The sequence below is a fragment of the Mesorhizobium sp. M0772 genome, assembly GCF_040320135.1.
GTDB lineage: Bacteria > Pseudomonadota > Alphaproteobacteria > Rhizobiales > Rhizobiaceae > Mesorhizobium.
In genome coordinates this window covers 25,944-49,547 of record NZ_JAMYPB010000028.1, presented here as the reverse complement: position 1 = coordinate 49,547, position 23,604 = coordinate 25,944, and the positions used below count along the sequence as shown (strand labels likewise).

Here is a 23,604-nt window from a genome sequence, read left to right as displayed (position 1 = left end):
CCCGAGGAGCATGACATGCAAAAGATCACCACCTGCCTGTGGTTCGACGGCCAGGCCGAAGAGGCGATGAATTTCTACGTTTCCATCTTCAAGAACTCGAAGGTACTGAGCGTGCTGCGTTGGCCCGAAGGCCATACCGATGCCGGCAAGGCGCTGGTAACCACGTTCGAACTCGACGGCGTGCAGTTCCAGGCGCTGAACGGCGGACCGCAATTCAAGTTCAACGAGGCGATGTCACAGTCGATCGACTGCAAGACGCAGGAAGAGGTCGATTATTTCTGGGACAAGCTCATCGAAGGCGGCGGCGAACCGTCGCAATGCAGCTGGCTGAAGGACAAGTTCGGCGTCTCCTGGCAAGTCGTGCCGGAGCAACTGCCGCGCCTGCTTCTGGATCCGGACCGGGCCAAGGCCGGGCGGGTGATGTCGGCGATGATGCAGATGAGCAAGATCGATATTGCCAAGATCGAGGAAGCTGCGAAGGGGTGAGAAGCGGCCGCGTAGCGGACGAAAAGCCAATTGCTTTGCTTTTCGAGCTTCGAACGCCCTGAGCCATGCGAACGGCCGGCGCGCGTTGGAGCCAATTGACCCTTCAACGTCGGCGCTGCCCCTCATCCGCCCTTCGGGCACCTTCTCCGCGTAAACGGGCAGAAGGAAAAGGGGCGCCTTACGCCGCCTTGTCGCGGACCTGGTAGTCCTTGATGGTGGCGAAGCGGATCGCCCTCCAGCGTTCGGCTTCGTAGTTCAGCGAGAAGGCGTGCTGGGCCAGAAACACAGGGTCGTTGTCGAGGTCGCGGGCGATGTCGCCGCGATGCGCCTCAATGAAGCGAAGCGTTTCGGCCTTGTCGTCGGCAGAGATCCAGCGGCAGACCGAGAAGCGCGACATTTCGAATTCGACCGGCAGCGTGTATTCGAAATTCAGCCTTTCCTTCAAGACGTCGAGCTGCAGCGCGCCGACAACGCCGACGATGGCCGGCGAGCCGTCTTCCGGCGAAAACAGCTGCACGACGCCTTCCTCGGCCATCTGGTGCAGCGCTTCCTTGAGTTTTTTCGCCTTCATCGCGTCGCCGAGGCGCACACGGCGCAGGATTTCCGGCGCGAAGTTGGGTACGCCGCGGAACAGTATCTCCTCGCCTTCGGTCAGCGTATCGCCGATACGCAGCGTGCCGTGGTTGGGAATGCCGACGACATCGCCGGCAAAGGCCTCATCGGCGGTGACGCGGGTGCGGGCAAAGAAGAACTGCGGCGCCGACAGGCTCATCGGCTTGCCGGTGCGCACCAGCTTGGCCTTCATGCCGCGCTCGAGCTTGCCCGAACAGACGCGCACGAAGGCGATGCGGTCGCGATGGTTGGGGTCCATATTGGCCTGGATCTTGAACACGAAGGACGTCATCTTCTCCTCCGTCGCCTCGACCTTGCGGGTGTCTGCGTCCTGCGCACGCGGCGGCGGCCCGAAGGCGCCGAGCGCCTCGATCAGGTCGCGCACGCCGTAATTGCGCAGCGCCGAGCCGAAATAGACCGGTGTCAGATGGCCTTCGCGGAAGGCGTCGATGTCGAGCGGGCGGCAAGCTTCGCGCGCGAGTTCCAGCTCCTCGATGAAGGCTTCGCGCTCGTTTTCCGGCAGCAGGCCGGCGACGCGGTTGGAGTCGGGGCCGTTGACCGGTGTGCGGTCTTTCTCGGCATCGCCCCTGCGCACAGCGTTGAGCGCCAGGTGGTAGGTGCCGGCAAAAGTCTTGCCGCGGCCGATCGGCCAGGTGATGGGGGCAGTGTCCAGCGCCAGCTTCTGCTCGATCTCGTCCAAAATCTCGAAGGGGTCGCGGCTTTCGCGGTCCATCTTGTTGATGAAGGTGATGATGGGGATATCGCGCAGCCGGCAGACCTCGAACAGCTTCAGCGTGCGCGGCTCAATGCCCTTGGCGGCGTCGATGACCATGACGGCCGAGTCGACCGCCGAGAGCGTACGGTAGGTGTCGTCGGCGAAATCCTCGTGACCGGGCGTGTCGAGCAGGTTGAAGACATTGTCCTCATATTCGAAGGTCATCACCGAGGTGACGACCGAAATGCCGCGCTCGCGCTCGATCTTCATCCAGTCGGACCGGGTCTGGATGCGATCCTTCTTGGCCTTGACCTCGCCTGCAAGCTGGATGGCGCCGCCGAACAGCAGCAGCTTTTCGGTGAGCGTCGTCTTGCCGGCGTCGGGGTGGGCGATGATCGCGAAAGTGCGGCGGCGCGATACCGCCTGTTCGATGTCTTCTGCCAATTTGTGGAATCCTGTCTGTGGCGCGGGCTTCTAGCAGCGCATTGCTGGCCTGTCGACAGTTTCGGGCCGGCAGGCCTCGACCGTCCTTGAGCTTAACCCGCTGCGGTGGCATCAGAGGAGCCCATTCTGAGAGGTCCGGTATGATCAGCGCTAAGGAAGTCATCGTCATCGGCGCCGGCATTATCGGCGCTTCCATCGCCTGGCACCTGACCAAGGCGGGCGCACGGGTGTCGGTGGTTTCGGAGAGCGGTGCGGGCGGTATCGCCACACCCAATTCCTTTGCCTGGATCAATGCCAGCTGGGGCAATCCCGAAATCTATTTTCGGCTGCGCATCCGTGCGATGGCCGAATGGAAGCGGCTGGCAAACGAGCTGCCCGGCCTGCCGCTCGCCTGGTGCGGCGGGCTGTGCTGGGATCTGCCGGCCGACAGGCTCGAAGCCTACGCGGCTGAGCATGCTTCCTGGGGTTACGGCATCGAACGCGTCGACGCCGGGCGGGCAGCGCAAATCGAGCCCAGTCTCGTCGAGCCGCCTGAATTCGCGGTTTATGTCGCGGAGGAAGGCGTGGCCGAACCGGTCGCGGCGGCCAAGGCGCTGCTGGCCGATGCAGAACGGCGCGGCGCGCGCATTCTTTCCAGTTCTGTAACCGCGATTGTCCAGACCGATGGCAGGATTAGCGGTGTCGATACATCGCATGGGCTGATGGCAGCCGACGAGGTGGTGATCGCAGCCGGTGTCGGGGCACCCGATATTGCCGCTACCGCCGGCATCAAGCTGCCGATCGAGACGCCGCCCGGTCTGATCGTCCACTCGCAGCCCTACAAGAAGCTCCTCAACGGGCTGGTGCATGCCGAAAAGCTGCATATGCGCCAGACGGCGGAGGGCCGCATCATCGCCGGCTCGGATTTCGCGGGGAGCGATCCCGGTGAGAATCCCGACGCCACGGCGCGCGAGCTGTTTGCAGCAATGAAGGCGGCCTTGCGCGGCGCCGACGAACTGGAATTCGATTTCCACACGGTTGGCTACCGGCCGACGCCGATCGACGGCTTTCCGATCATCGGCCGCGCCGAGGGCGCCGACGGCCTCTATGTCGCCGTCATGCATTCCGGCATCACGCTGGCGCCGGCGGTCGGGCTGTTCGCCACGCGCGAAATTCTCGACGGCGAGCGTGATCCGCTGCTGAGGCCTTATGGGTTGGGTCGGTTTGCTCAGTAGCCCGGCGGACGCTTGAAGCCGCCGGTCAGCGCTTCGATTGCCTTCCCGATGCCAAGCAGGCGCGATTCCGACCAGCGCTTGCCGACCAGTTGCAGGCCGATGGGCAGGCCGTCGCGGTCTTGCCCGCAGGGCAGCGAGAGTGCCGGATGGCCGGAATAATTGAAGACCGCGCCATAGGCCGGTAGCATCCAATAGCTTAGCTCCTTGCCGTCGACTTCGATCGGCGTGCCGGGCTCACAATGCGCGAAGGCCGTGGTCATGGCGACCGGGCACAGCAAGGCATCGCAGGTTTCGAAGAACCTGTCCCAGGCCAGGATGGAGCGGTCGCGGCGAGCGAGCGCCTCGAACCAATTGGTGATCGGCGTTGGCTGCTCCGGTGGTTCGGGCTGCGCTGCCTCCAACATCATGCCGATCAGATCGCCGCCCTGCTCCAGATCGTCATGCAGATCGATCTCAGGCAAGTTCGCTTCTTCCACAATCACCCCTGCTGATTGCAACCGCTTGGCCAGGATTTCGACTGCGGCAGCGATTTCGCCAGCCACCGGAAAGCCGGGAAAGGACGGCGCGGCGGCGATGCGCAATGTCTTGAGGTCGAGCCTGGGCATGGCCTCTAAATGCACCGGCGCGAGGTCGGTGTCTGCTCCGTCCGGGCCGGCGATGATTTTGTAGATCAGCGCAAGATCGTCCACGCTGCGCGCCAGCGGGCCGAGGCAGGACATCAACCGCACGCTTCGCGCCGCGCCGTTCGGATCGGGGAAGGCGCCGGCCAGCGACACGCGGTGCTCGGTCGGTTTCAACCCGTAGACACCGCAAAAAGCCGACGGCAGGCGGATCGAATCCTGCATGTCGGTTCCGACATCGAACGGCGTCATGCCGGTCGCCACCGCTGCCGCGGCGCCACCGCTGGACCCGCCTGACGTGCGCGAGCGGTTCCACGGATTGCTGGTGCGACCGAACAGCGGGTTGTCCGACTGCCAGTCGCCCAGCATGGTCGCGACATTGGTTTTGCCTATCAGGACGCCGCCTGCGGCTTTCAATCGGGAGACGACCGGGCTGTCCGATTTTGCCGTATGGTTGGCGAAAGGCGGGAAACCGACCGTGGTCTCCATGTCGGCCGTTTCGTGCGTATCCTTCAGGGTGAAGGGCACGCCATGCAGCGGGCCGAGCGCATCGCCATGCGCCAATGCCACGTCGGCGTTTTCAGCGCGCTCACGGGCGCCTTCGCGGTCGAGATTGACGATGGCGTTGACGGCCTCGTTGTGTCGGTCGATTTGGACCAGATGGGCGTCCAGAGCTTCGACGGCGGAGATCTTTCGCGCCGCGATTGCGGCGGCGAGATCGATGGTCGAGGAAAAGGCGAGGTCCATGATTGCTCCGGCTGCTGCCAAACGTATCGCGGTTTAAAACCAAGTTCAGCATTCGGAGATCATCGGCGCTTGATCAAAATTGCGCTTGCCGGTCGGTTGAGGTTGGCGCTCTACGGCGCCCCCCTCTGTCCTGCCGGACATCTCCCCCACTTTGGGGGGCGATTGGCAGCTTTGGCTTCGGCGCCCCTTTTCCTGCGTTGAAAATTGGCGAAGGCCGCCGTGACCTCCAATCTCCCCCCTCGTGGGGAGGGCAGGACAGAGGGGGGCGCGAAGAATGCGGCCTAGACTAGGGCCTAGACGACCAGTGCCAGCCTTGCCACAGCCGGCACGAACGGCCGAATGCTCATCCCATCACCCGTAATGGTCACAAAACTCGCCGGCGGGATGGCCTGCCATTCCCCGCCCTCGCGATCGAAAGGCTCCGACACGATGCAACGGCCGGCATTGCGCACCGACGTGTACAGCGTCGGCGCGTGGGCGTCGCTGGCGTAGCGCACGGCATAGAGCGCCTGCCCATCCGAGAACGCTGCGGTCAGTTTCACGGCTGGCTCCAGACCGGCGTGGCGTGACGCCTCTAGAACCCGAGCGGTGGCGCGCGATACTGCCCCTTGCGGGTCGCCAGCAAGACCCTCATCGATCATCAGCAGGAAAAACAATTCGGAATCGGTGGTGCCCTCGCGCTGGTCGAAGACGGCGTCAGAGAGCGAGTTCTCCAGCGCGCGGCGGATCTTTTCGAAGCCGCCGATCTGGCCATTGTGCATGAACGACCAGCTGCCGGAGATGAAGGGGTGGCAGTTCATGCGGCTGGTGGCGCCGCCGGTCGACGCTCTGACATGGGCGAGGAACAGGCCGGATTTGATCTGCCGGCACAGGCTTTTCAGATTGGGATCCGACCAGGCCGGCAGGATGTCGCGGTAGAGGCCGGGCTCGGGCCGGTCGCCATACCAGGCAAGGCCGAAACCGTCGCCATTGGTCGGCGACTTGGCTTCCTGGGCGCAATGGCTCTGGGCAATCAGCGAGTGGCAAGGCGCGGTGACGACGTCTTCGAGGAAGACCGCTTCACCCAGATAGGCCGCCCATCGGCACATGGCTTCTAACCAATCCTAGGCGCGATCCAAGAGAGCCTGGGGCTCCTTGACCGCGTGCGAGCCTCTGTTGTGCGTCCGCTCGTAGAGTTCGCGAACGATTCGGCTTGCCGTAGTTTCGAAGAGAAACGGCAAGAAAGCGTGAACGAGTGCCGCACCAGCGGCCATCAGGAGGCGCGAGCAGAACCAGGCGGCAAAGGCCATATGGCTGAAATAGGTCTCGCCCACCTTGGCCGGGTGAGAGGTGAACAGCTTCGAAAACAGCGTCGTCATGGTGATCCCTCCTGCCGGGATAAGCCCCGATGTGGGTATCCTGCCACGGGGTAAAGGTTCATCGGTCTCAATTTGTCCTTGTCTAACGCCGTGGTTCGGGACATTCATCCCAACATGGCGCTTGAATTTGATGAAATCGACCGAAGATTGCTGGCCGAGCTGCAACGCGACGGCACACTATCGGTCGATCAGCTCTCCGAAAAAGTGTCGCTGTCGCGCAACGCCTGCTGGCGCCGGGTCAAGCGGCTGGAAGAGGACGGCGTCATCACCGGACGGGTGGCGCTGGTCGATGCCGACAAGCTCGGGCTCGGACTTTCGGTGTTCATCCTGATCCGCACCTCCAATCATGACCCGGACTGGCTGCAGAAGTTCCGTGCGGCGGTGACCGGTTTTCCCGAGATCACCGGGGTCTATCGCATGTCCGGCGATCTCGACTACGTGCTGCGCGCCCGCGTCGCTGACATGAAGGCCTATGACCGGCTCTATCAGCGGCTGATCGCCAAGGTGGCGCTGTCGGACGTTTCGGCCTCCTTCGTCATGGAGGAGATCAAGGAGACGACCGTCGTTCCGATGGAATTGCGCTAGGTCACACTGACGCCTGAAAGAAAGCCGTTGATAGGCCTGCGGACGAGTTGACCGAATCGCCGTTCGCGCCGATAGGATCGATTTTATGCGCGCAGCCTTCCAAAATTCCTCCGTCATTGGTCCCACTGTCGGCTTCGTCAGGTTGCCGCATGGAGATGGACTTCCCCTTCCCGCCTATGAAAGCACCGGCGCCGCCGGCATGGATCTGCGCGCCGCGGTGCCGGAAGACCGGCCGCTGCTGATCCTGCCTGGCAAGCGCGCCTTGGTGCCGACCGGTCTGATCCTGGAAATTCCCGAAGGAATGGAAGGCCAGGTGCGGCCGCGCTCCGGCCTTGCCTTCAAGCATGGGCTGACCGTCCTCAATTCACCGGGCACGGTCGACAGCGACTATCGCGGCGAGGTCAAGGTGCTGCTGATCAACCTTGGCGACGAGGATTTCGCGGTGACGCGCGGCATGCGCATTGCCCAGATCGTCTTTGCCGCGGTGACGCAGGTGACGGTTGAGGAGCGCTCGCTGGCCGGCGCCACGACGCGCGGCGCGGGCGGGTTCGGATCGACCGGCACCGCCTGAAATGAGCATACCGAAACTGGTCATCTTCGACTGCGACGGCATCCTGGTCGACACCGAGAACCTTGCCAACCGGCGGCTTGCCGAGTGGTTTGTTGCCGCCGGTTATCCCACCACATTCGAATATTGCCGCAAATATTTTTCCGGCCGCAGCATGGCTTCGGTGCAGAAGGAAATCGAAGAGACGACCACGGTGCGGCTCGGCGCCGATTTCGTCGATCGCTGGAATGCCGGCCTGCCCGATCTGTTTGCGCATGGCGTCGAGGCGATCCCCTACGTGCGCGACTTCATCGAGGCGGTTCGCGCGGCCGGCATTCCCTATTGCGTCGCCACTTCCGCGCGTATCTCGAAGATGCACATCACGCTCGGCCAGACCGGGCTGCTGCCGCTGTTCGAGCATGCCATGTTCTCTTCGACCATGGTCAGCCGCGGCAAGCCGTTCCCGGACCTGTTCCTGCATGCGGCAAAGACCATGGGTTTTGCGTCGGCCGACTGCATCGTCATCGAGGACAGCGTTGCCGGCACGCAGGCCGGCATTGCCGCCGGCATGCGTGTCTATTCCTATCATGGCGATCCCTATTCCGACCGCGATGGCCTGGCCAGCGCCGGCGGCGTCCTGTTCGACGACATGCGCGAACTTGCCGGGCTGGTGCCGATCCACTGAAGCTGTGTTAGGTTCCGCGCGGCCAGCCTGAGGCACCCATGCCAACGAACCTGCTTCGCTCCATCCTAAAGCGTTTCACCGTTTCATGGAAACGGCGAACCGCTCTATCTTTTTGTTTTGTCGCAATTTCCGGCCGGAAAACCGCACACACTTTTCCTGAAATTGCTCTAGCGCTTGTGCTGCTGCCGTGGCTTTGGACCGCAGCCGGCGCGCAAGCCGTCAGCTTCCCGGAATTCGGCAGCGCCATCCCCGGTCACATGGATGTGACCTATCTGGACCTCGCAAGGATGGTCATTCCCGGCCTCGCAGGTGACAGCAACGGTTTCTACCGGGGTGGATTGCCGATCGAGATGCGCCACATCGAGGGACCGGATGGCGGCGGTTCGCCGCCTGAGACATCGGGCCTCTCCAACGCCGGCGTGCTCGCCATCAAGGCCGGGGGCAAGGACCGGCTGGCGATGCTCTACGACCTCGGCGACTCTCCCGACAGCGCCGAAGGCTATGCCGTGCTGGCGCTCTACGACATCACAGACAAGCCGAAGCTGCTCGACGCCGTCAATGTCGCGCTCGACCGCGGCACCTATTTCCGTGAACCGGGCAAGCTTTCCGTTGGGCCGAACGACGACATCGTGATCACCATGAGCGCGCATTTCAATTCAAGCCAAAACTACGCGATCACGCCGCTGATCATGGTGCGCGACGACAAATTCCAATTGATCGACATGATCTTGACCTTCGATGAGAACCTGTGCGCCTACAGCCGCAAGCAGGACGTTGCTTTCCAGACGATCGCTGACGGGCAGCCTTATGCCGCAGTCAAAGTGACGGTGACCGACGCCACGGTGCTCAACGGCGAGAGCTGCGACGGCCAGCCGCCCAAGCCTGAAGCCCACGCAATTTCCGTTGCCTATCATTGGGACAAGAAGACGTTGCACTACGTCAAGGATTCCGACGCGCTGGATAGATTGGCAGGAGAGAACGCCAAACGCTTCTGAGCCAACCGCATTCGTTTGCCCGGTGCATTTCTTCACGATAGAATCTGCCGATATTCCGCATCTGAAGGGAGCACTCATGGACAAGGGCAAGATCTTTCGCGACCTGCACGCCTCGACCTTCGTCATGCCCAACCCCTGGGATGTCGGCACGACCAAGCTCCTGGCCTCCTTCGGCTTCAAGGCGCTGGCGACGACCAGCGCCGGTTTTGCCTTCTCGCGCGGCCTGCCCGATGGCGCAGTGACCTTCGAGGCGATGATCCACCATTGCCGCGAGCTGACGGCGGCAACCAGCCTGCCGGTGTCGGCCGATCTCGAGAAAGGCAAGGGCGACAGCGCGACGAGTGCCGCCGAGACGGTTTTTGCGGCCGAAGCGGCAGGTCTCGCCGGCTGCTCGATCGAGGACCATACCGGCGATCCCGACAAGCCCATCTATGAGTTTTCACACGCCGTCGAGCGCGTTGCAGCTGCTGCTGAAGCCGCACGGGCGCTCAAGCATGATTTCGTCTTCACCGCACGGGCCGAGAATTTCCTTTGGGGCAAACCGGATCTCGACGACACGATCAAGCGGCTGCAGGCCTTCGAAAAGGCCGGCGCCGATGTGCTCTATGCGCCCGGCCTCAAAGATGTCGAGACCATCCAGAAAGTCTGCTCGGCGGTGAGCAGGCCGGTCAACGTCATGGCACTGTCGGCCTTCACCATCGCCGACCTCGCCATGGCCGGGGTCAAGCGCATCTCGCTTGGGCCGTGGCTGACCAATTTCGCCTTCGGCATGCTGGAAACTGCGGCGCGAGAGATCCAGCAGGACGGCACGTTCGGCTTCACCCGCGCCGCCATGCCGTTCGGCAAATTGCAGGCGCTGTTTTCCAAATCCTCAGGCTAGGGGTCCCGGCGCATGACGCTCACCGTCGTCGACATGCACACCGGCGGCGAGCCGCTCAGGATCGTCACCGGCGGCTATCCAGACATTCCCAAAGGCACGATCCTGGAAAAGCGCGCCTATGTGCGCGACCACCTCGACCATTTGCGCAAGCTGCTGATCTTCGAGCCGCGCGGCCACTACGACATGTATGGCGCGCTGCTGGTGGAGCCCGACCTGCCCGGCGCCGACCTCGCCGTGCTGTTCATGCACAATGAGGGCTATTCGACGATGTGCGGCCATGCCATCATCGCGCTCGGCCGCTACGCCGTCGACGAAGGGCTAGTGGTCAAGCAGGAGCCAACCACCACCGTCAACATCGAGGCGCCGTGCGGCATGGTCGTCGCCTCGGTCGAGGTCAGGGACGGCAAGGCCGGCGCGGTGTCGTTCGAAAGCGTGCCGGCCTTTCTGTTTGCCCATGACCAACAAATCGAATTGGCGGGATACGGCAAGATTGCGTTCGACATCGCCTATGGCGGCGCCTTCTACGCGCTGGCCGACTGCCATCAATTCGGCCTGGAGTTCGGCCGCAGCCGGGTGCGCGATTTCGTCGACGCGGCAACCGCGCTGACCGAACGGCTGAAGGCGGCGTTCCCTCTATCGCATCCCGACCATGCCGATCTCGCTTTCCTCTACGGCACCATCCTCACCGATGGACATGCATTCTCCGGCGAGGCAACGAAAAACATCTGCGTCTTTGCCGATGCCGAGGTCGACCGCTCGCCGACGGGCTCCGGCGTCACCGCGCGGCTGGCGGCAATGCATGCCAAGGGCGAGATCAACCTTGGTCAGGAGCGGTCCTTCGAAAGCATCGCCGGCTCGCGCTTTTCCGGCGCGGTGGCGCGCACGACCATGGCCGGCCCGCATGATGCGATCATCGCCCGCGTCGGCGGCCGCGCCTACTATTCGGGCCGGGCAGAATTCACCGTCGAGCCGGATGACGAATTGGGACGCGGTTTTCTTCTGCGTTGATAGGCCTATCGCCTGGCGCTCTCCCGCGCGCCGACCGCCTTGTGCAGATGCACCATCATCGCGGCAGCGAAGAGCGGCGTCAGCAGGTTGAGCAGCGGCACGGCGAGTAAGGCGGCAATGAGCAGCCCGGCCAGAAACACGGTGCCGGCATGTTTCCGGCGCAACGCCCTCGCCTCATCTTCCGGGCGGAAGCGCATGGCGGCGAATTCGAAGAATTCACGTCCCAGCAGATAGCCGTTGACGATGAAGAAGGCGGCGATGTTGATGCCCGGCACCAGCAGAAGCAGCAGGGCAACGATGTTGCCCAGGATGACGACGCCGAAGAATTTTACCGACAGCACCAGCGAGCGCAGCGCCGGCATGGCGCGTCCGACCGGATCGGCGGGATAGTCGGTGCGCTCGACCACTTCGGCGATGTCGTCGAGAAACAGGCCCGCCACGATTGCCGTCACCGGCGCGATCAGCAGCGCCATCCCGAAGGCAAGCGCGATTGCGGCGACGATGCCGCCCAGCCATCCGGCCCATGACGGCAGGCCGGGCAACAAGGAGTGAACCCATGGCAGCGCCAGCCAATCGACAAGCCCGGTCAAAGCGAACCACAAGGCGACCAGCGCCAGCACTGTCAAGCCTAGCGTCTTCAGGAAAACCGCGCGGAATTCGGGAGAAAACAGCCGGCTGAAGGCGGCGCGGGCAGCGTTGGAGATCACGGCGTTTCCACCCCCAGGAACAAAGGATATCTCCGACATAGGTGGAGACCCTGTCAGCCGCAAGCCTGCTGGAGCGGGCGCAATTCCGGACGGGAACTAGAGCATGATCCCAAAAAGTGGGCACCGGTTTTTGGAAAAATCATGCTCCAACAAAGGGTTAGATCATGATGAGATTTCAACCAAATCTCATCATTATCTAGCGCGCCAGCGCCCGGGAGCGGGCTGGGATGGTCATCGCCGCAACGCCGGCGACGACGCAGCCCATGCCCCAGAGCGCCGTCGGCCCGAGGCTTTCGCCGAGGAACACGACGCCGATGCCGACGCCGATCGGCACGCGCAGATAGGCCTGCGACGTCGTGCCGACCGAACCAAGCGTGTGGATGAGGCGGAAAAAGATGCAGAAGGCCAGCGCCGTGGAGAACACCGACAATGCCAACAAGGCCAGTATCGACGCCATTGAAGGCGACAGCGTCCACGGGCGGTCGAAGGCCAGGCTCAAGGGGACGAGGATGACTGCGCCGCACAGCATCGAGCCGGCGGCCGGCAGCATCGGGTCGAGTCCCCTAAAGCCGCGGCCAAAGATGGCGGCGCCGGCATAGCAGACCGTGGCGGCAACGACGGCAAGCTGCGCCCACAATTGATGGCCGAGCCCGCCAAGCGCCTGGGTGCCGACGATCAGGCAAATACCGGCGATGCCGGCACCGACGCCGAACAGCTTGCGCGCGGTTACGGTTTCGTGGCGGGTGATGAGCGCGGTCAGCAGGAAGGTGAAGATCGGCGAGGTCGCGTTGAGAATGGTGGCGAGGCCGGCGTCGATGGAGCGCTCGGCGGCGGCGATCAGCGTGAATGGCACGACGCTGTTGAGGCAGGCCTGGACCATGAACCGCCACAAGGTCGCGCTGTCCTTGGGCATGGCGAGGCCGCGCCAGCGGATCAGCGCGAGCAGGATGGCGCCGGCAATCAAGGTGCGGGCAGCGATGAAGGATATCGGCGGGATCGTCTCGACACCGATCTTGATGAAGGTATAGGACGCGCCCCACAGGGCGGCCAGCACGCCAAGCAGCGCCAGTTCGGTGGTCATGTCGGTCTTTGCTTGCATGCGGGTGCTTCCAGCGCTTGATTTGAGGCCAAGCTTGTAGGCGACCCGGCGGTCAGATGCTTCGGCCACGGTCGAACTGTGATGGAGCCTCGTCCCAGGCGCGCGCGCCGGCTTGGGCCGGCAAAGGATGGAAATCGGTTGCCATTTTTCGGGGTGATGCTGTAGACCCGCCCGGGCGCGGCAGAAAGCCGGCAGGTTCCGAGGCGGAGACATTGATGCCGGATTTTGACGTGCTTTGCATCGGCAATGCCATTGTCGACATCATCGCCCAGTGCGACGACGCTTTTCTCGAGACCAACGGCATCATCAAGGGTGCGATGAACCTCATCGACACCAAGCGCGCCGAGCTGCTCTACAGCCGCATGGGGCCGGCGATCGAGGCCTCGGGCGGCAGCGCCGGCAACACGGCGGCGGGCGTCGCCAGCTTCGGCGGCCGCGCCGCCTTCTTCGGCAAGGTGTCGAACGATCCGCTCGGCGAAATCTACGCCCATGACATCCATGCCCAGGGCGTTGCCTTCGACACCAGGCCGCTTGAGGGACAGCCGCCGACGGCGCGCTCGATGATATTCGTCACCCCCGATGGCGAGCGTTCGATGAATACCTATCTCGGCGCCTGCGTCGAACTCGGCCCGGAAGACGTCGAGGCCGACAAGGCATCCGGCGCCAAGGTTACCTATTTCGAGGGCTATCTGTGGGATCCGCCGCGCGCCAAGGAGGCGATCCGGCAGACGGCGAAGCTCGCACACGAGGCCGGGCGCGAAGTGTCGATGACGTTGTCGGATTCGTTCTGCGTCGACCGCTACCGGGACGAGTTCCTCGAGCTGATGCGCTCGGGCACTGTCGACATCGTCTTTGCCAACAGCCACGAGATCAAGTCGCTCTACCAGACAAAATCCTTCGACGAGGCGCTGGCGGCTATCCGCAAGGACTGCAAGATTGCCGCCGTCACCCGCTCCGAAAAAGGCTCGGTGATCGTGCGCGGCGACGAGACCGTCACCATCCAGGCGACGACGATCCGCGAACTGGTCGACACCACTGGCGCCGGCGACCTCTACGCCGCCGGTTTCCTCTATGGCTATACGAGCGGGCGCAGCCTGAAGGATTGCGGCGATCTCGGCTCGCTAGCCGCCGGGCTGGTGATCCAGCAGCTTGGGCCAAGGCCGCGGCAGAATTTGCGCAGCGCGGCCCAACTGGCGGGGTTGCTGTAGGGCCATCTTTCGGCGCGCAGCGCCCAGCCAGATGAGGGTGCCCGCCGGTTCAGGCTGTCCGGCGCTCCGCTCAGGCGGTGCGGCGAAGGCCGTCGGACGTAGGCCCGGGTTCCAAAGCCCCGGCGGTGACCAGCCGGTTGCGGCCGCTCTTTTTGCCGATGTACATCAGTCGGTCGGCGAGCGTTATCAGCGCCTCCGAATCGGACGCTTCCGCCGGGTAGATGGCGACGCCAACGGTGCAACCAACATGGATGGCACCATTCGGCGTCGGCACCTTGATCCGCAGCTTTTCCAGGATACGTTCGGCGACGCCCACGGCCTTCTGTCGGGCCCGGCTAGCCTCTCCTGAAAACAGGAATGCGAACTCGTCTCCACCGAGCCGCGCCACGAAATCAGCGCTGCGCAGGATGGTGCGAAGCTGACCCGCCACCTCCTGCAGCAGCGCGTCGCCGGCCTCGTGGCCGAGCGTGTCGTTGACCTTCTTGAACCTATCGAGGTCGATGAACAGCAGGCCGGCCGCCTGGCCGGTGCTGTCGCAGCGGTCGATCACCGACCTCAGCTCGTTGTGAAAGGCGCGCCGGTTGGGCAGGCCGGTCAATGCATCGTGGTTGGCCGAGTGGTCGCTGTGCTGCTTGGCCAGCTCGATCTCGCGCTTTTGTACGGAGAGTTCCTCATTGGCGGCCTTGAGTTCGAGCAGCAGCTCGGCGTTGAGATCCTCGACGACCTTGCGGTCGCTGATGTCGACGACGAAACCTTCCAGGAATTCCAGTTCGCCGGCCTCGTCCCAGACGCCGCCGCCGATCTCGCGGACCCAGAGCGGCTCGCCGACCTGCGGCACGATGCGGTAGTCGACGTTCCAGTTGCAGCGCGCCTCGAGCGCGGTATCGACGGCGGCATAGACGGCAGCGAGATCATCCGGGTGGATGGCCGAGACATAGTCGCGCACGGCATTTTGAATGAAGTCGCTCGGCCGATAACCGCTGACGGTGAAAATGCCGTCGCTGATGTAGAGCATGGTGTAGGACGCATCGTTGCGGCAACGGTAGAGATAACCGTCCATGCGGCCGGTGATGCTGAGCAGCGCGTCCAGCCGCTCGTCGTGGTAGACCCCGTGGCCGACCACAGATGCCGTGTCATGCTTCATGGCCGCACCCCCGTTTTGGCGGTCTGAGCGCGCCGCCAATGCCATAAGGCCATAGGGGGCGAGAACGTTCCCTATAGCAGCCGAATATTATCAATCTCTTATGGGTTGGCGATTTTGCCGCGAATCAGGCTCCCGCGCTATAGGCCGCGATCGCAGCCATGTTGACGATGTCCGAATCCTTGGCGTTGAGCGAGACGATCTGGACCGGCTTGTTGAGGCCGACCAGCAGCGGGCCGATGACGGTGGAGCCGCCGAGTTCCTGCAGCATCTTGGTCGAGATCGAGGCCGAGTGGAACGCCGGCATGATCAGCACATTGGCAGGGCCGGTCAGCCGGATGAACGGGTACTGGGCCATGGCGCGGGCGTTGAGCGCCACGTCGGCGGCCATCTCGCCGTCATATTCGAAATCGACGCGGCGCTTGTCGAGGATGCGCACCGCTTCCTGCACGCGCTCGGAACGTTCGCCCTGCGGGTGGCCGAAGGTCGAATAGGCAAGCATGGCGAGCCTCGGCTCGTAGCCCATGCGGCGGGCGAAGCCCGCGGCCTCCTCGGCGATATCGGCGATCTGCTCGGCATTGGGCATGTCGTGCACGGCGGTGTCGGCGACGAGGACTGTCTTGCCCCGCGCGAGCACGATGGAGACGCCGATGACGCGGTGGCCGGGCTTGGCGTCGATGACGCGGCGGATATCGTCGAGCGCCGTGGAATAGTTGCGGGTGACGCCGGTGACGATGCCGTCGGCATCGCCCAGCGCCACCATGCAGGCGGCGAAATGGTTGCGGTCGTTGTTGATCAGCCGCTGGCAGTCGCGGAACAGGAAGCCTTTGCGCTGCATGCGCTCGTAGAGATAATCGGTATAGATGCCGTTGCGGCGCGACAGCCTGGCATTGATGATCTCGATGCCTTGCTTGTTGAGGTCGATGCCGGCGTGCCTGGCGTTTTCCTTGATGACATCGTCGCGGCCGAGCAGGATCGCGGTGCCGAGCTTCTGGTTCACATAGGAGACGGCGGCGCGCATCACCTGTTCTTCCTCGCCCTCGGCAAAGACGATGCGCTTGGGCTGGCGGCGGACGCGGTCGTAGATGCGCTGCAAGGTCGAGGCGATCGGGTCGCGGCGGGCCGACAGTTCCTGCGCGTAGCGGTCGAGGTCGAGGATCGGCTTGCGGGCGACGCCTGACTCCATCGCCGCCTTGGCCACAGCGAGCGGGATGGCCGAGATCAGGCGCGGATCGAACGGCACCGGGATGATGTAGTTGGGGCCGAATTTCGGCCGGTTGCCCTGATAGGCGGCGGCGACATCATCGGGCACGTCCTTGCGCGCCAGGTCGGCCAGCGCTCTCGCTGCGGCGATCTTCATGTCGTCATTGATGGTGGTGGCCCTGACATCCAGCGCACCGCGGAAGATGTAGGGGAAGCCCAGCACATTGTTGACCTGGTTGGGGTAGTCCGAACGCCCGGTGGCCATGATGGCGTCGGTGCGGATTTCGGCCACTTCCTCCGGCGTGATCTCCGGGTCGGGATTGGCCATGGCGAAGATGATCGGGTTCTTGGCCATCGACTGCACCATCTTGGTGGTCAATGCGCCCTTGGCCGACAGGCCGAGGAAGACGTCGGCGCCGTCCAGCGCCTCGGCCAGGCTGCGCGTGTCGGTCTTGACCGCATGCGCCGACTTCCACTGGTTCATGCCTTCGGTGCGGCCCTGGTAGACGACGCCCTTGGTGTCGCACAGGATGATGTTCTCGGGGGCAAAGCCCATCGCCTTCATCAGTTCGATGCAGGCGATGCCGGCGGCGCCGGCGCCGTTGCAGACCATTTTCGTGGTCTTCATGTCGCGGCCGGTGATCTCCAGCGCGTTGATCAGCCCGGCGGCCGAGATGATGGCGGTGCCGTGCTGGTCGTCATGGAAGACCGGGATGTCCATCAATTCACGCAGGCGCTGCTCGATGATGAAGCATTCCGGCGCCTTGATGTCTTCCAGGTTGATGCCGCCGAAGGACGGGCCGAGAAAGCGCACGCAATTGATGAATTCGTCGGCATCCTCGGTGTCGACCTCGAGATCGATGGAATCGACATCGGCGAAGCGCTTGAACAGCACCGCCTTGCCTTCCATCACCGGCTTGGAGGCCAACGCGCCGAGATTGCCGAGGCCGAGAATGGCGGTGCCGTTGGAGATGACGGCGACCATGTTGCCGCGCGTCGTGTAGTCGAAGGCGCGGCTGGGGTCTTCGGCGATGGCCAGCACAGGAACCGCGACACCCGGCGAATAGGCGAGGCTCAGATCGCGCTGCGTCGCCATCGGCTTGGTGGCGACGATCTCCAGCTTGCCGGGGCGGCCCATGGCGTGGAATTCCAGCGCCTCCTCGGCGCTGACGGAGGGGCCGCTATTTTCGGTTTTCTTGGCCATGATGCTTTTGAATTCCTCGCCGGTGTCGCCCCCTTGAGACGGGTGCGTGTTTTTGAAACTTCTGGATCAAGGCTACACGCCACCGCTGTAAATCGCCAAGCGATCTTCACGCCCGCAGCGAAATCTCCCGAGGTCGAACGGCGTCACGTCGGCTCTGGCTCGCTGACGAAGGCAGCGATTTCGCGCACCGTTCCCCGTCGCATCATGCCGTCTGTGCCGGGGAAAGGCCACGTCTCGATGGGTGGCGCACGGCTTCCCTTGCGCCGCAGCAATGCAGTCAGGAACGCCATGAGTTCGATGCGCTGGGCGTGAACCTTCTCCAGCGTGCGGCGGCGGATGTGCTGACGCGGTATGGCACGATCTCGCAGCGTCTCGACGGCGCGGCGAATGGCAGCCGGTTCCGGATCGGCGACGATGCAATAATCCGGATCGAAATAGACGTCGCGACCGCCAAGGCTCGGCGTACTGACGATCGGCAGGCCGGCCATCAGATATTCCATCGAGGAGTACATCGCTCCTTCCACGGCCGACAGGCACAGCCCGACGGCGGCCTGGTTGTAGACGTGGTTGACCTGTTGCGCCGTCAGCTTGCCCGGCCAGCCGTCGACGAGCGGATTGGCGATCTGGTGGAGCGGCGAACGCGCCTGCAGTCGCCGAACAAAGGCGCGGGCGGCAACCGGCGGCAATTCGCCGATCGAATAGGTGATGTGGGCCAGCCGCTCTATGTCGAAGGCCAGGTGATGGCGTTTGATCGGCGAGATGCGGCCATTGTAGACCGCGTCGAATTCGACCGGCACGTCCGGCAGCGGCCGGAATATATCCTCCGACACCATCAGATTGTGGTTGGAGAAGATGGCATTGCCGCCCGCAGCCGCGACGAGACGGCGCTCTTCCTCGGTGTTGCACAGGAAGATGATTTCGTGCAGCGGAAACCGGCCGGCATACCAGGCGAGATCGCGGCCCATCCGGGCGATGACAGCCGGCCGCTCCATGGTCCAGGTCTGCATCGTCAGGAAGGTGACGCGCCGTCCCGCCAGGCGCCGGCCAAGGGCCGCCAGCGGATAGAGCGGACGGGCTCCGCCAATCGGGACATAGAGCACCAGCGGGTCGCGGCTGAGCACATGCAGCGACATCTCGATGCCGCTATCGAGATCGGACAGCGGTCCCCGTGTCGGCAGGAGGAAGGGGACGCGCTTGCGCACTGTCCCCCTAAGCTTGCTTTTGGTGCGGTGGACGCGCCGCGCCGCCAACAGCAGCAGGCGCTCAAGCGCCGATCCAGCCGGACCGACCAGCTCTTCGAACGCCTCCTGTTTGTCCTGATCCATGCCGCTTATCCCCGCCATGGCGATCATAGGGTCTGGTTGGCGCCCGAAGCAACCAACGGCTTCACCCGGCGTAGAGGGAGCACAAGCCGCCGTCGAGGCCGGTCGTCCCCTGCTTTTCGGGCCGCCGGCATTAAACCCCGCACCCACATCTGCTAGCGTGCGGGCATGAACATGCACACTTCAGCAGAAACCGACGCCCCCGAGGTGACACCGCCTGCGCCCGTCGGCAGCGTCACGCCGATGATGGAGCAATATATCGAGATCAAGGCGGCGAACCCAGACTCGCTGCTGTTCTACCGCATGGGCGATTTTTACGAGCTGTTCTTCGACGATGCCGAGAAGGCGAGCCGCGCGCTGGGCATCGTCCTGACCAAGCGCGGCAAGCACCAGGGCCATGACATTCCGATGTGCGGCGTGCCGGTGCATGCGGCCGACGACTATCTGCAGAAGCTGATCGGCCAGGGTTTCCGCGTCGCCGTCTGCGAGCAGGTCGAGGACCCGGCGGAAGCCAGGAAGCGCGGCGGCAAATCGGTCGTACGCCGTGACGTGGTGCGGCTGGTGACGCCCGGCACCATCACCGAGGACAAATTGCTGGCGCCGTCGGAATCGAGCTTCCTGATGGCGCTAGGGCGGGTGAAGGGCGGCAACAGCGGTGACGCCTTCGCCCTGGCCTGGATCGAGATCTCGACAGGCGTCTTCCGCGTCGCCGAAACCACGGCCGACCGCCTGCTGGCCGATGTCTTCCGCGTCGACCCGCGCGAGCTGATCGTCGCCGAGCCGGTGTTTTACGATCCCGAGCTGAAGCCGGTGTTCGACGTCATCGGCCGCGTCGCCAGCCCGCAGCCGCCGTCGCTTTTCGATTCGGCTTCGGCAGCGGGGCGGATCGCGCGCTTCTTCGAAGTGGCGACGCCTGACAGTTTCGGTGCCTTCTCGCGCGCCGAATTGTCGGCGATCTCGGGCGCCATCGCCTATGTCGAAAAGACGCAGAAGGCCGAGCGGCCGCCTTTGTCGCGTCCCGAACGCGAGGAGCAGGGCTCGACGCTGTTCATCGATCCTGCGACACGCGGCAATCTGGAACTGTTGCGCACGCTGTCGGGCAGCCGCGACGGCTCGCTGTTCAAGGCTATAGACCGCACGGTCACCGGCGGCGGCGCCAGGCTGCTCGCCGACCGGCTGATGGCGCCGCTGACCGATCCGGCGGCGATTGCTGCCCGGCTTGATTCGGTATCGTTCTTCCGCGCCGAGACGCGGCTCTGCCAGGCGGTGCGGTCAAGCCTGAAGAGCGTCGCCGACATGCCGCGAGCGCTGTCGCGGTTGGCGCTCAACCGCGGCGGCCCGCGCGACCTCGGCGCGCTGCGTGCCGGCTTTGAAGCGGCGGGCGCCATTGCCGAAATCTTCGCCGCAACAGCGCTGCCCCATGAATTGACGGAAGCACTTGCCGCGATAAAGGCGCTGCCGCGTGCGCTGGCCAAGCATCTGGCCCAGGCTCTTGGCGAGGAACTGCCGCTGCTGAGGCGCGACGGCGGCTTCGTGCGTGGCGGCTACCATGCCGAACTCGACGAAATGCGGGCGCTGCGCGACGAATCGCGCAAGGTGATCGCCGGACTGGAGCGCTCGCTGATCGAGGAGACCGGCATCCGCTCGCTGAAAATCCGGCACAACAATGTGCTGGGTTACTACATCGAGGTGACCGCCAACCACCATTCGATCATGACCGGAAGCGACGGCGCCAAGGCGCGCTTCATCCACCGCCAGACCATGGCCAATGCCATGCGTTTCACCACGACCGAACTTGCCGAACTCGAGACCAAGATCGCCAATGCCGCCGACCGGGCGCTGAGCATCGAGCTTGCCGCTTTCGATACGCTGACGGTTGAGGCGGTCGGCGAGGCGCAGAAGATCCGCGCCGGCGCCGATGCGCTCGCCGTGCTCGACGTGTCGGCGGCGCTCGCGCTGTTGTCGGAGAGCGAAGCCTGGTGCCGGCCGCTGGTCGATTCCAGCCTTGCCTTCGACATTTCGGGCGGGCGCCATCCTGTGGTGGAACAGGCGCTGCGGCGTTCGGGCGAAGGGCCGTTCGTCGCCAATGATTGCGATCTGTCGCCGCAAGACGGGGCCAAGGCCGGCGCGATCTGGCTGCTCACCGGTCCGAATATGGGCGGTAAGTCGACCTTCCTGCGGCAAAACGCACTGATCGCCATCCTCGCCCAAACCGGTTCCTTCGTGCCGGCGACATCGGCCCATATCGGCGTCGTCGACCGGTTGTTCTCGCGCGTCGGCGCCTCGGACGATCTGGCGCGTGGCCGCTCCACCTTTATGGTCGAGATGGTCGAGACGGCGGCGATCCTCAACCAGGCCGGTGAGCGGGCGCTGGTGATCCTCGACGAAATCGGCCGCGGCACCGCCACTTTCGATGGCCTGTCGATCGCCTGGGCGGCGGTCGAGTACCTGCACGAGAAGAACCGCTGCCGGGCGATCTTTGCCACCCATTTCCACGAGATGACGGCGCTGTCCGGCAAACTGCCGCGCCTTTCCAACGTCACCATGCGGGTCAAGGAATGGGAAGGCGACGTCGTCTTCCTGCACGAGGTCGGCAAGGGTGCCGCCGATCGTTCCTATGGCGTTCAGGTCGCTCGCCTTGCCGGTCTGCCGGAAGCGGTGGTCGGCCGCGCCAAAGAGGTGCTGCATCAGCTCGAGGAAGGCGATGTCTCCGGCAAGGCCAACCGACTGGTCGACGATCTGCCGCTGTTTTCGGTGGCAATGAAGCGGGAAGCGGCAAAGCCTGCGAAGAGCGACGCATTGGGCGCAGCGCTGGGTGAGATCAATCCAGACGAGATGACGCCGCGCGAGGCGCTGGAAGCGCTCTACCGGCTGAAGGGGCTGGCGGGGAAAACCTAGCCCGATTTCGGCCTTGACCAATTGTACCGATTGGTACAATGCTCGCCATCGCCTTTGCCGATGGGAGAATGACATGAGCCGTCCGCCGCTGCCGCCCTTCACCGCCGAGACCGCCGCGCAGAAGGCGCGCATGGCCGAAGACGCCTGGAACAGCCGCGATCCCGAACGGGTTTCGCTCGCCTATACGCAAGACAGCACCTGGCGCAACCGCGCCGAGTTCGTCTCGGGCAGAAATGAGATCGTCTCCTTCCTCACGCGCAAATGGGCTCGCGAGCTCGACTACCGCCTGATCAAGGAGGTCTGGACCTGGAACGACAACCGCATCGCGGTGCGCTTTGCCTATGAATGGCGCGACGACAGTGGCCACTGGTTCCGCTCCTACGGCAATGAGAATTGGGAATTCGACGCGGCCGGGCTGATGCGTAGGCGCGTCGCCAGCATCAACGACCTGCCGATCGCTGAGGGTGAGCGCAAATATCACTGGCCGCTCGGCCGCCGGCCGGACGACCATCCCGGCCTGTCCGAACTCGGACTTTAGAATATGATCCCTAGAGCTGTGTCGCGGTTTTCGGCAAAGATCATGCTCAAGCGGAAAAACTAGCGCATGCGCAGGATCGCGCCCGATCGCGCCGATTTGCTCTCCATCATCGGCGAGGTTTTCCGCGAACACGGCTATGAAGGGGCGAGCCTGGCGCGGATCGGTGCGGCGACCGGCCTAGGCAAAGGCAGCCTTTACCACTTCTTCCCCGGCGGCAAGGAAGAGATGGCGGCGGCTGTCATTGCCCATATAGATGGCTGGTTCGAGGAGAATGTCTTCGTGCCGTTGCAGGACAGGGCCGACCCTCGTACGGGCATCGATCGGATGTTCGAAGCGACGGAGAGCTATTTCCGGTCGGGGCGCCGGGTATGCCTGATCGGCGCCTTCGCGCTGGACGAATCCCGCGACCTCTTCGCCATGGCGATCAAAAGCTATTTCGGCCGCTGGGTGGCGCATCTTGCCGAAGCGCTGACGCGCGCCGGACACGACCCGGCCAAGGCGGATGAAATCGCCGCAGAGACGGTCGGCGCCATCCTAGGCGCGCTCACGCTGGCGCGCGCCTTCGACGACACGGCAGTGTTTTCCCGCGCCCTGCAACGAGCGCGGGCGGCGCTCGGCTAGAGTGCTATAAGGGCTCGAAGCGGAAAGCCGCCTCGGTTCGAAAAACCCGGCCGACGCCGGGCGAATCAAGATGCGCGCCGGCAACGTAGCAGTCGTTGTTGGCCGCAAGCGCCAGCATTTGCAACCGGCTTGCCCTCGCCTGCTGCTGGTCTGCGTCGAATTCCCACGTGATCTCGGGTCGATCGAATTGAAGCGACGGCACATGTACGATGTCGCCCCAGATCAACAGTGTTTCGCCTGCGCTCACAACGCGAAAGCAAGTGTGGCCGGCTTCATGGCCAGCGGAGCCGATCGTATCGATGTCAGCGCTGACGCGCTGTCCAGCATCGAGAGGCTGGGCGCGATCGTGGAAGCGTTCCAGCCTCGCCACGTCGCGAAACATGCCGAGCTCAGCGCGCGGGACAAGCAGGCGAGAGAGCTGCGGGAAGCCGTCGCCACCGTCGGCAAGGATGAGCCCGTGTATATGGTCGAGATGGGTGTGGGTGAAAGCAACAGTCCGAATCCGGTCGGTCGCGATCTTCGCCTCGCGCAGCGCCTCGGGCAGGTGCCCCATTGTCGGGTGCCAGGCGTTCGAAGCCCCTGTGTCGATCAGCGTGATGTCGTCGCCGTCATCGATGGCGAAGGCGTTGACCGAAAGCCTGAGCGCACCGTCGACGAGCGGTACATGCGAGGGCAGGTTGTCACCGAATGTCCGGTCTCCGGGCTGGCGCAGCCGCCTGATTGGCATGTCGACGTAACCGTCGCGCAGCGACGTGACCGTCATGGCT

General features: G+C 64.0%; 22 protein-coding genes. 12 read left to right on the top strand and 10 right to left on the bottom strand.

Features of this window, described 5'->3' with window-relative positions; all coding sequences use genetic code 11:
- The first annotated feature begins 15 nt into the window (after positions 1-15).
- Positions 16-486 (top strand): VOC family protein, encoded by a 471-nt coding sequence (locus tag NKI06_RS19015; RefSeq protein ID WP_023685112.1) that lies wholly within the window; start codon positions 16-18, stop codon positions 484-486.
- Between the two features lie 178 nt (positions 487-664).
- Here NKI06_RS19015 and NKI06_RS19010 read toward each other — a convergent pair whose 3' ends face one another.
- On the bottom strand, positions 665-2,257 hold the full coding sequence (locus NKI06_RS19010; RefSeq protein ID WP_023715580.1) for a peptide chain release factor 3: 1,593 nt from the start codon (positions 2,255-2,257) through the stop codon (positions 665-667).
- A gap of 140 nt (positions 2,258-2,397) precedes the next feature.
- On the opposite strand from NKI06_RS19010, the gene NKI06_RS19005 reads away from it, so the two are divergent.
- Positions 2,398-3,471, top strand: a complete 1,074-nt coding sequence (locus tag NKI06_RS19005; protein WP_352986621.1) for an NAD(P)/FAD-dependent oxidoreductase — start codon at positions 2,398-2,400, stop codon at positions 3,469-3,471.
- Here NKI06_RS19005 and NKI06_RS19000 read toward each other — a convergent pair.
- The 3 genes from NKI06_RS19000 to NKI06_RS18990 all read right to left on the bottom strand — a co-directional run bounded on the left by NKI06_RS19000 (position 3,465) and on the right by NKI06_RS18990 (position 6,196).
- Positions 3,465-4,838 (bottom strand): amidase, encoded by a 1,374-nt coding sequence (locus NKI06_RS19000; RefSeq protein ID WP_352986618.1) that lies wholly within the window; start codon positions 4,836-4,838, stop codon positions 3,465-3,467. The genes NKI06_RS19005 and NKI06_RS19000 overlap by 7 nt on opposite strands.
- A 293-nt stretch (positions 4,839-5,131) precedes the next feature.
- Positions 5,132-5,926 carry a class II glutamine amidotransferase gene (locus NKI06_RS18995; RefSeq protein ID WP_352986617.1) on the bottom strand — a complete coding sequence of 265 codons (795 nt, stop codon included), beginning with the start codon at positions 5,924-5,926 and terminating at the stop codon, positions 5,132-5,134.
- Between the two features lie 15 nt (positions 5,927-5,941).
- A complete protein-coding gene (locus NKI06_RS18990; protein ID WP_023685117.1) occupies positions 5,942-6,196 on the bottom strand; it encodes a DUF6356 family protein in 255 nt (84 codons plus the stop codon).
- Between the two features lie 114 nt (positions 6,197-6,310).
- Between NKI06_RS18990 and NKI06_RS18985 the strand changes: the two genes are divergently transcribed.
- The 6 genes from NKI06_RS18985 to NKI06_RS18960 all read left to right on the top strand — a co-directional run bounded on the left by NKI06_RS18985 (position 6,311) and on the right by NKI06_RS18960 (position 10,896).
- Positions 6,311-6,781: an Lrp/AsnC family transcriptional regulator gene (locus NKI06_RS18985; RefSeq protein WP_023672880.1), complete on the top strand. Its 471-nt coding sequence runs from the start codon at positions 6,311-6,313 to the stop codon at positions 6,779-6,781.
- Between the two features lie 85 nt (positions 6,782-6,866).
- Positions 6,867-7,352: a dUTP diphosphatase gene (dut, locus tag NKI06_RS18980; protein WP_023672879.1), complete on the top strand. Its 486-nt coding sequence runs from the start codon at positions 6,867-6,869 to the stop codon at positions 7,350-7,352.
- A gap of 1 nt (position 7,353) precedes the next feature.
- Positions 7,354-8,013, top strand: a complete 660-nt coding sequence (locus NKI06_RS18975) for an HAD family hydrolase (RefSeq protein ID WP_352461785.1) — start codon at positions 7,354-7,356, stop codon at positions 8,011-8,013.
- A gap of 176 nt (positions 8,014-8,189) precedes the next feature.
- Positions 8,190-9,008: a hypothetical protein gene (locus tag NKI06_RS18970; protein ID WP_023685120.1), complete on the top strand. Its 819-nt coding sequence runs from the start codon at positions 8,190-8,192 to the stop codon at positions 9,006-9,008.
- 76 nt (positions 9,009-9,084) lie between these two features.
- A complete protein-coding gene (locus NKI06_RS18965; RefSeq protein ID WP_023715577.1) occupies positions 9,085-9,888 on the top strand; it encodes an isocitrate lyase/PEP mutase family protein in 804 nt (267 codons plus the stop codon).
- 12 nt (positions 9,889-9,900) lie between these two features.
- Positions 9,901-10,896 carry a proline racemase family protein gene (locus tag NKI06_RS18960; RefSeq protein ID WP_023685122.1) on the top strand — a complete coding sequence of 332 codons (996 nt, stop codon included), beginning with the start codon at positions 9,901-9,903 and terminating at the stop codon, positions 10,894-10,896.
- 5 nt (positions 10,897-10,901) lie between these two features.
- Here NKI06_RS18960 and NKI06_RS18955 read toward each other — a convergent pair whose 3' ends face one another.
- Together NKI06_RS18955 and NKI06_RS18950 are read right to left on the bottom strand one after the other, a co-directional pair.
- On the bottom strand, positions 10,902-11,603 hold the full coding sequence (locus NKI06_RS18955) for a sulfate transporter family protein (RefSeq protein ID WP_023685123.1): 702 nt from the start codon (positions 11,601-11,603) through the stop codon (positions 10,902-10,904).
- Positions 11,604-11,799: 196 nt separating this feature from the next.
- Positions 11,800-12,702, bottom strand: coding sequence for a DMT family transporter (locus NKI06_RS18950; RefSeq protein WP_023715576.1), 903 nt, complete (start codon positions 12,700-12,702; stop codon positions 11,800-11,802).
- 215 nt (positions 12,703-12,917) lie between these two features.
- Here NKI06_RS18950 and NKI06_RS18945 point away from each other — a divergent pair, with 215 nt between their 5' ends.
- A complete protein-coding gene (locus NKI06_RS18945) occupies positions 12,918-13,910 on the top strand; it encodes an adenosine kinase (RefSeq protein WP_023692653.1) in 993 nt (330 codons plus the stop codon).
- A 70-nt stretch (positions 13,911-13,980) separates the two neighbouring features.
- Here NKI06_RS18945 and NKI06_RS18940 read toward each other — a convergent pair whose 3' ends face one another.
- From NKI06_RS18940 to NKI06_RS18930, 3 genes are all read right to left on the bottom strand, one after another.
- On the bottom strand, positions 13,981-15,054 hold the full coding sequence (locus NKI06_RS18940) for a sensor domain-containing diguanylate cyclase (protein WP_023712860.1): 1,074 nt from the start codon (positions 15,052-15,054) through the stop codon (positions 13,981-13,983).
- 124 nt (positions 15,055-15,178) lie between these two features.
- Entirely contained in the window at positions 15,179-17,458 is a 2,280-nt protein-coding gene (locus tag NKI06_RS18935) for an NADP-dependent malic enzyme (protein WP_023685127.1), read from the bottom strand.
- Between the two features lie 143 nt (positions 17,459-17,601).
- The gene (locus tag NKI06_RS18930) at positions 17,602-18,783 is read right to left on the bottom strand and encodes a glycosyltransferase family protein (RefSeq protein ID WP_031200463.1); all 1,182 of its coding nucleotides are present in this window, start codon (positions 18,781-18,783) and stop codon (positions 17,602-17,604) included.
- A gap of 165 nt (positions 18,784-18,948) precedes the next feature.
- Between NKI06_RS18930 and mutS the strand changes: the two genes are divergently transcribed.
- The 3 genes from mutS to NKI06_RS18915 all read left to right on the top strand — a co-directional run bounded on the left by mutS (position 18,949) and on the right by NKI06_RS18915 (position 22,837).
- On the top strand, positions 18,949-21,678 hold the full coding sequence (mutS, locus tag NKI06_RS18925; RefSeq protein ID WP_352986615.1) for a DNA mismatch repair protein MutS: 2,730 nt from the start codon (positions 18,949-18,951) through the stop codon (positions 21,676-21,678).
- A gap of 73 nt (positions 21,679-21,751) precedes the next feature.
- Positions 21,752-22,216: a nuclear transport factor 2 family protein gene (locus NKI06_RS18920; RefSeq protein WP_352986613.1), complete on the top strand. Its 465-nt coding sequence runs from the start codon at positions 21,752-21,754 to the stop codon at positions 22,214-22,216.
- Between the two features lie 66 nt (positions 22,217-22,282).
- Positions 22,283-22,837, top strand: coding sequence for a TetR/AcrR family transcriptional regulator (locus NKI06_RS18915; RefSeq protein ID WP_352986612.1), 555 nt, complete (start codon positions 22,283-22,285; stop codon positions 22,835-22,837).
- 4 nt (positions 22,838-22,841) lie between these two features.
- On the opposite strand, the gene NKI06_RS18910 is transcribed toward NKI06_RS18915, so the two are convergent.
- Positions 22,842-23,600: an MBL fold metallo-hydrolase gene (locus NKI06_RS18910; protein ID WP_352986610.1), complete on the bottom strand. Its 759-nt coding sequence runs from the start codon at positions 23,598-23,600 to the stop codon at positions 22,842-22,844.
- Between the last annotated feature and the right edge of the window lie 4 nt (positions 23,601-23,604).

What these genes read in the sequence shown, in the direction of transcription:
- NKI06_RS18990 (WP_023685117.1), bottom strand. Translation starts at nt 6,196, where the DNA reads ATGACGACGCTGTTTTCGAAGCTGTTCACCTCTCACCCGGCCAAGGTG.
- NKI06_RS18995 (WP_352986617.1), bottom strand. Translation starts at nt 5,926, where the DNA reads ATGTGCCGATGGGCGGCCTATCTGGGTGAAGCGGTCTTCCTCGAAGAC.
- dut (WP_023672879.1), top strand. Translation starts at nt 6,867, where the DNA reads ATGCGCGCAGCCTTCCAAAATTCCTCCGTCATTGGTCCCACTGTCGGC.
- NKI06_RS18920 (WP_352986613.1), top strand. Translation starts at nt 21,752, where the DNA reads ATGAGCCGTCCGCCGCTGCCGCCCTTCACCGCCGAGACCGCCGCGCAG.
- NKI06_RS18910 (WP_352986610.1), bottom strand. Translation starts at nt 23,600, where the DNA reads ATGACGGTCACGTCGCTGCGCGACGGTTACGTCGACATGCCAATCAGG.
- NKI06_RS19005 (WP_352986621.1), top strand. Translation starts at nt 2,398, where the DNA reads ATGATCAGCGCTAAGGAAGTCATCGTCATCGGCGCCGGCATTATCGGC.
- NKI06_RS18960 (WP_023685122.1), top strand. Translation starts at nt 9,901, where the DNA reads ATGACGCTCACCGTCGTCGACATGCACACCGGCGGCGAGCCGCTCAGG.
- NKI06_RS19015 (WP_023685112.1), top strand. Translation starts at nt 16, where the DNA reads ATGCAAAAGATCACCACCTGCCTGTGGTTCGACGGCCAGGCCGAAGAG.
- NKI06_RS18975 (WP_352461785.1), top strand. Translation starts at nt 7,354, where the DNA reads ATGAGCATACCGAAACTGGTCATCTTCGACTGCGACGGCATCCTGGTC.
- NKI06_RS18915 (WP_352986612.1), top strand. Translation starts at nt 22,283, where the DNA reads ATGCGCAGGATCGCGCCCGATCGCGCCGATTTGCTCTCCATCATCGGC.
- mutS (WP_352986615.1), top strand. Translation starts at nt 18,949, where the DNA reads ATGAACATGCACACTTCAGCAGAAACCGACGCCCCCGAGGTGACACCG.
- NKI06_RS19000 (WP_352986618.1), bottom strand. Translation starts at nt 4,838, where the DNA reads ATGGACCTCGCCTTTTCCTCGACCATCGATCTCGCCGCCGCAATCGCG.
- NKI06_RS18935 (WP_023685127.1), bottom strand. Translation starts at nt 17,458, where the DNA reads ATGGCCAAGAAAACCGAAAATAGCGGCCCCTCCGTCAGCGCCGAGGAG.
- NKI06_RS18940 (WP_023712860.1), bottom strand. Translation starts at nt 15,054, where the DNA reads ATGAAGCATGACACGGCATCTGTGGTCGGCCACGGGGTCTACCACGAC.
- NKI06_RS18985 (WP_023672880.1), top strand. Translation starts at nt 6,311, where the DNA reads ATGGCGCTTGAATTTGATGAAATCGACCGAAGATTGCTGGCCGAGCTG.
- NKI06_RS18945 (WP_023692653.1), top strand. Translation starts at nt 12,918, where the DNA reads ATGCCGGATTTTGACGTGCTTTGCATCGGCAATGCCATTGTCGACATC.
- NKI06_RS18965 (WP_023715577.1), top strand. Translation starts at nt 9,085, where the DNA reads ATGGACAAGGGCAAGATCTTTCGCGACCTGCACGCCTCGACCTTCGTC.
- NKI06_RS18930 (WP_031200463.1), bottom strand. Translation starts at nt 18,783, where the DNA reads ATGGATCAGGACAAACAGGAGGCGTTCGAAGAGCTGGTCGGTCCGGCT.
- NKI06_RS18950 (WP_023715576.1), bottom strand. Translation starts at nt 12,702, where the DNA reads ATGCAAGCAAAGACCGACATGACCACCGAACTGGCGCTGCTTGGCGTG.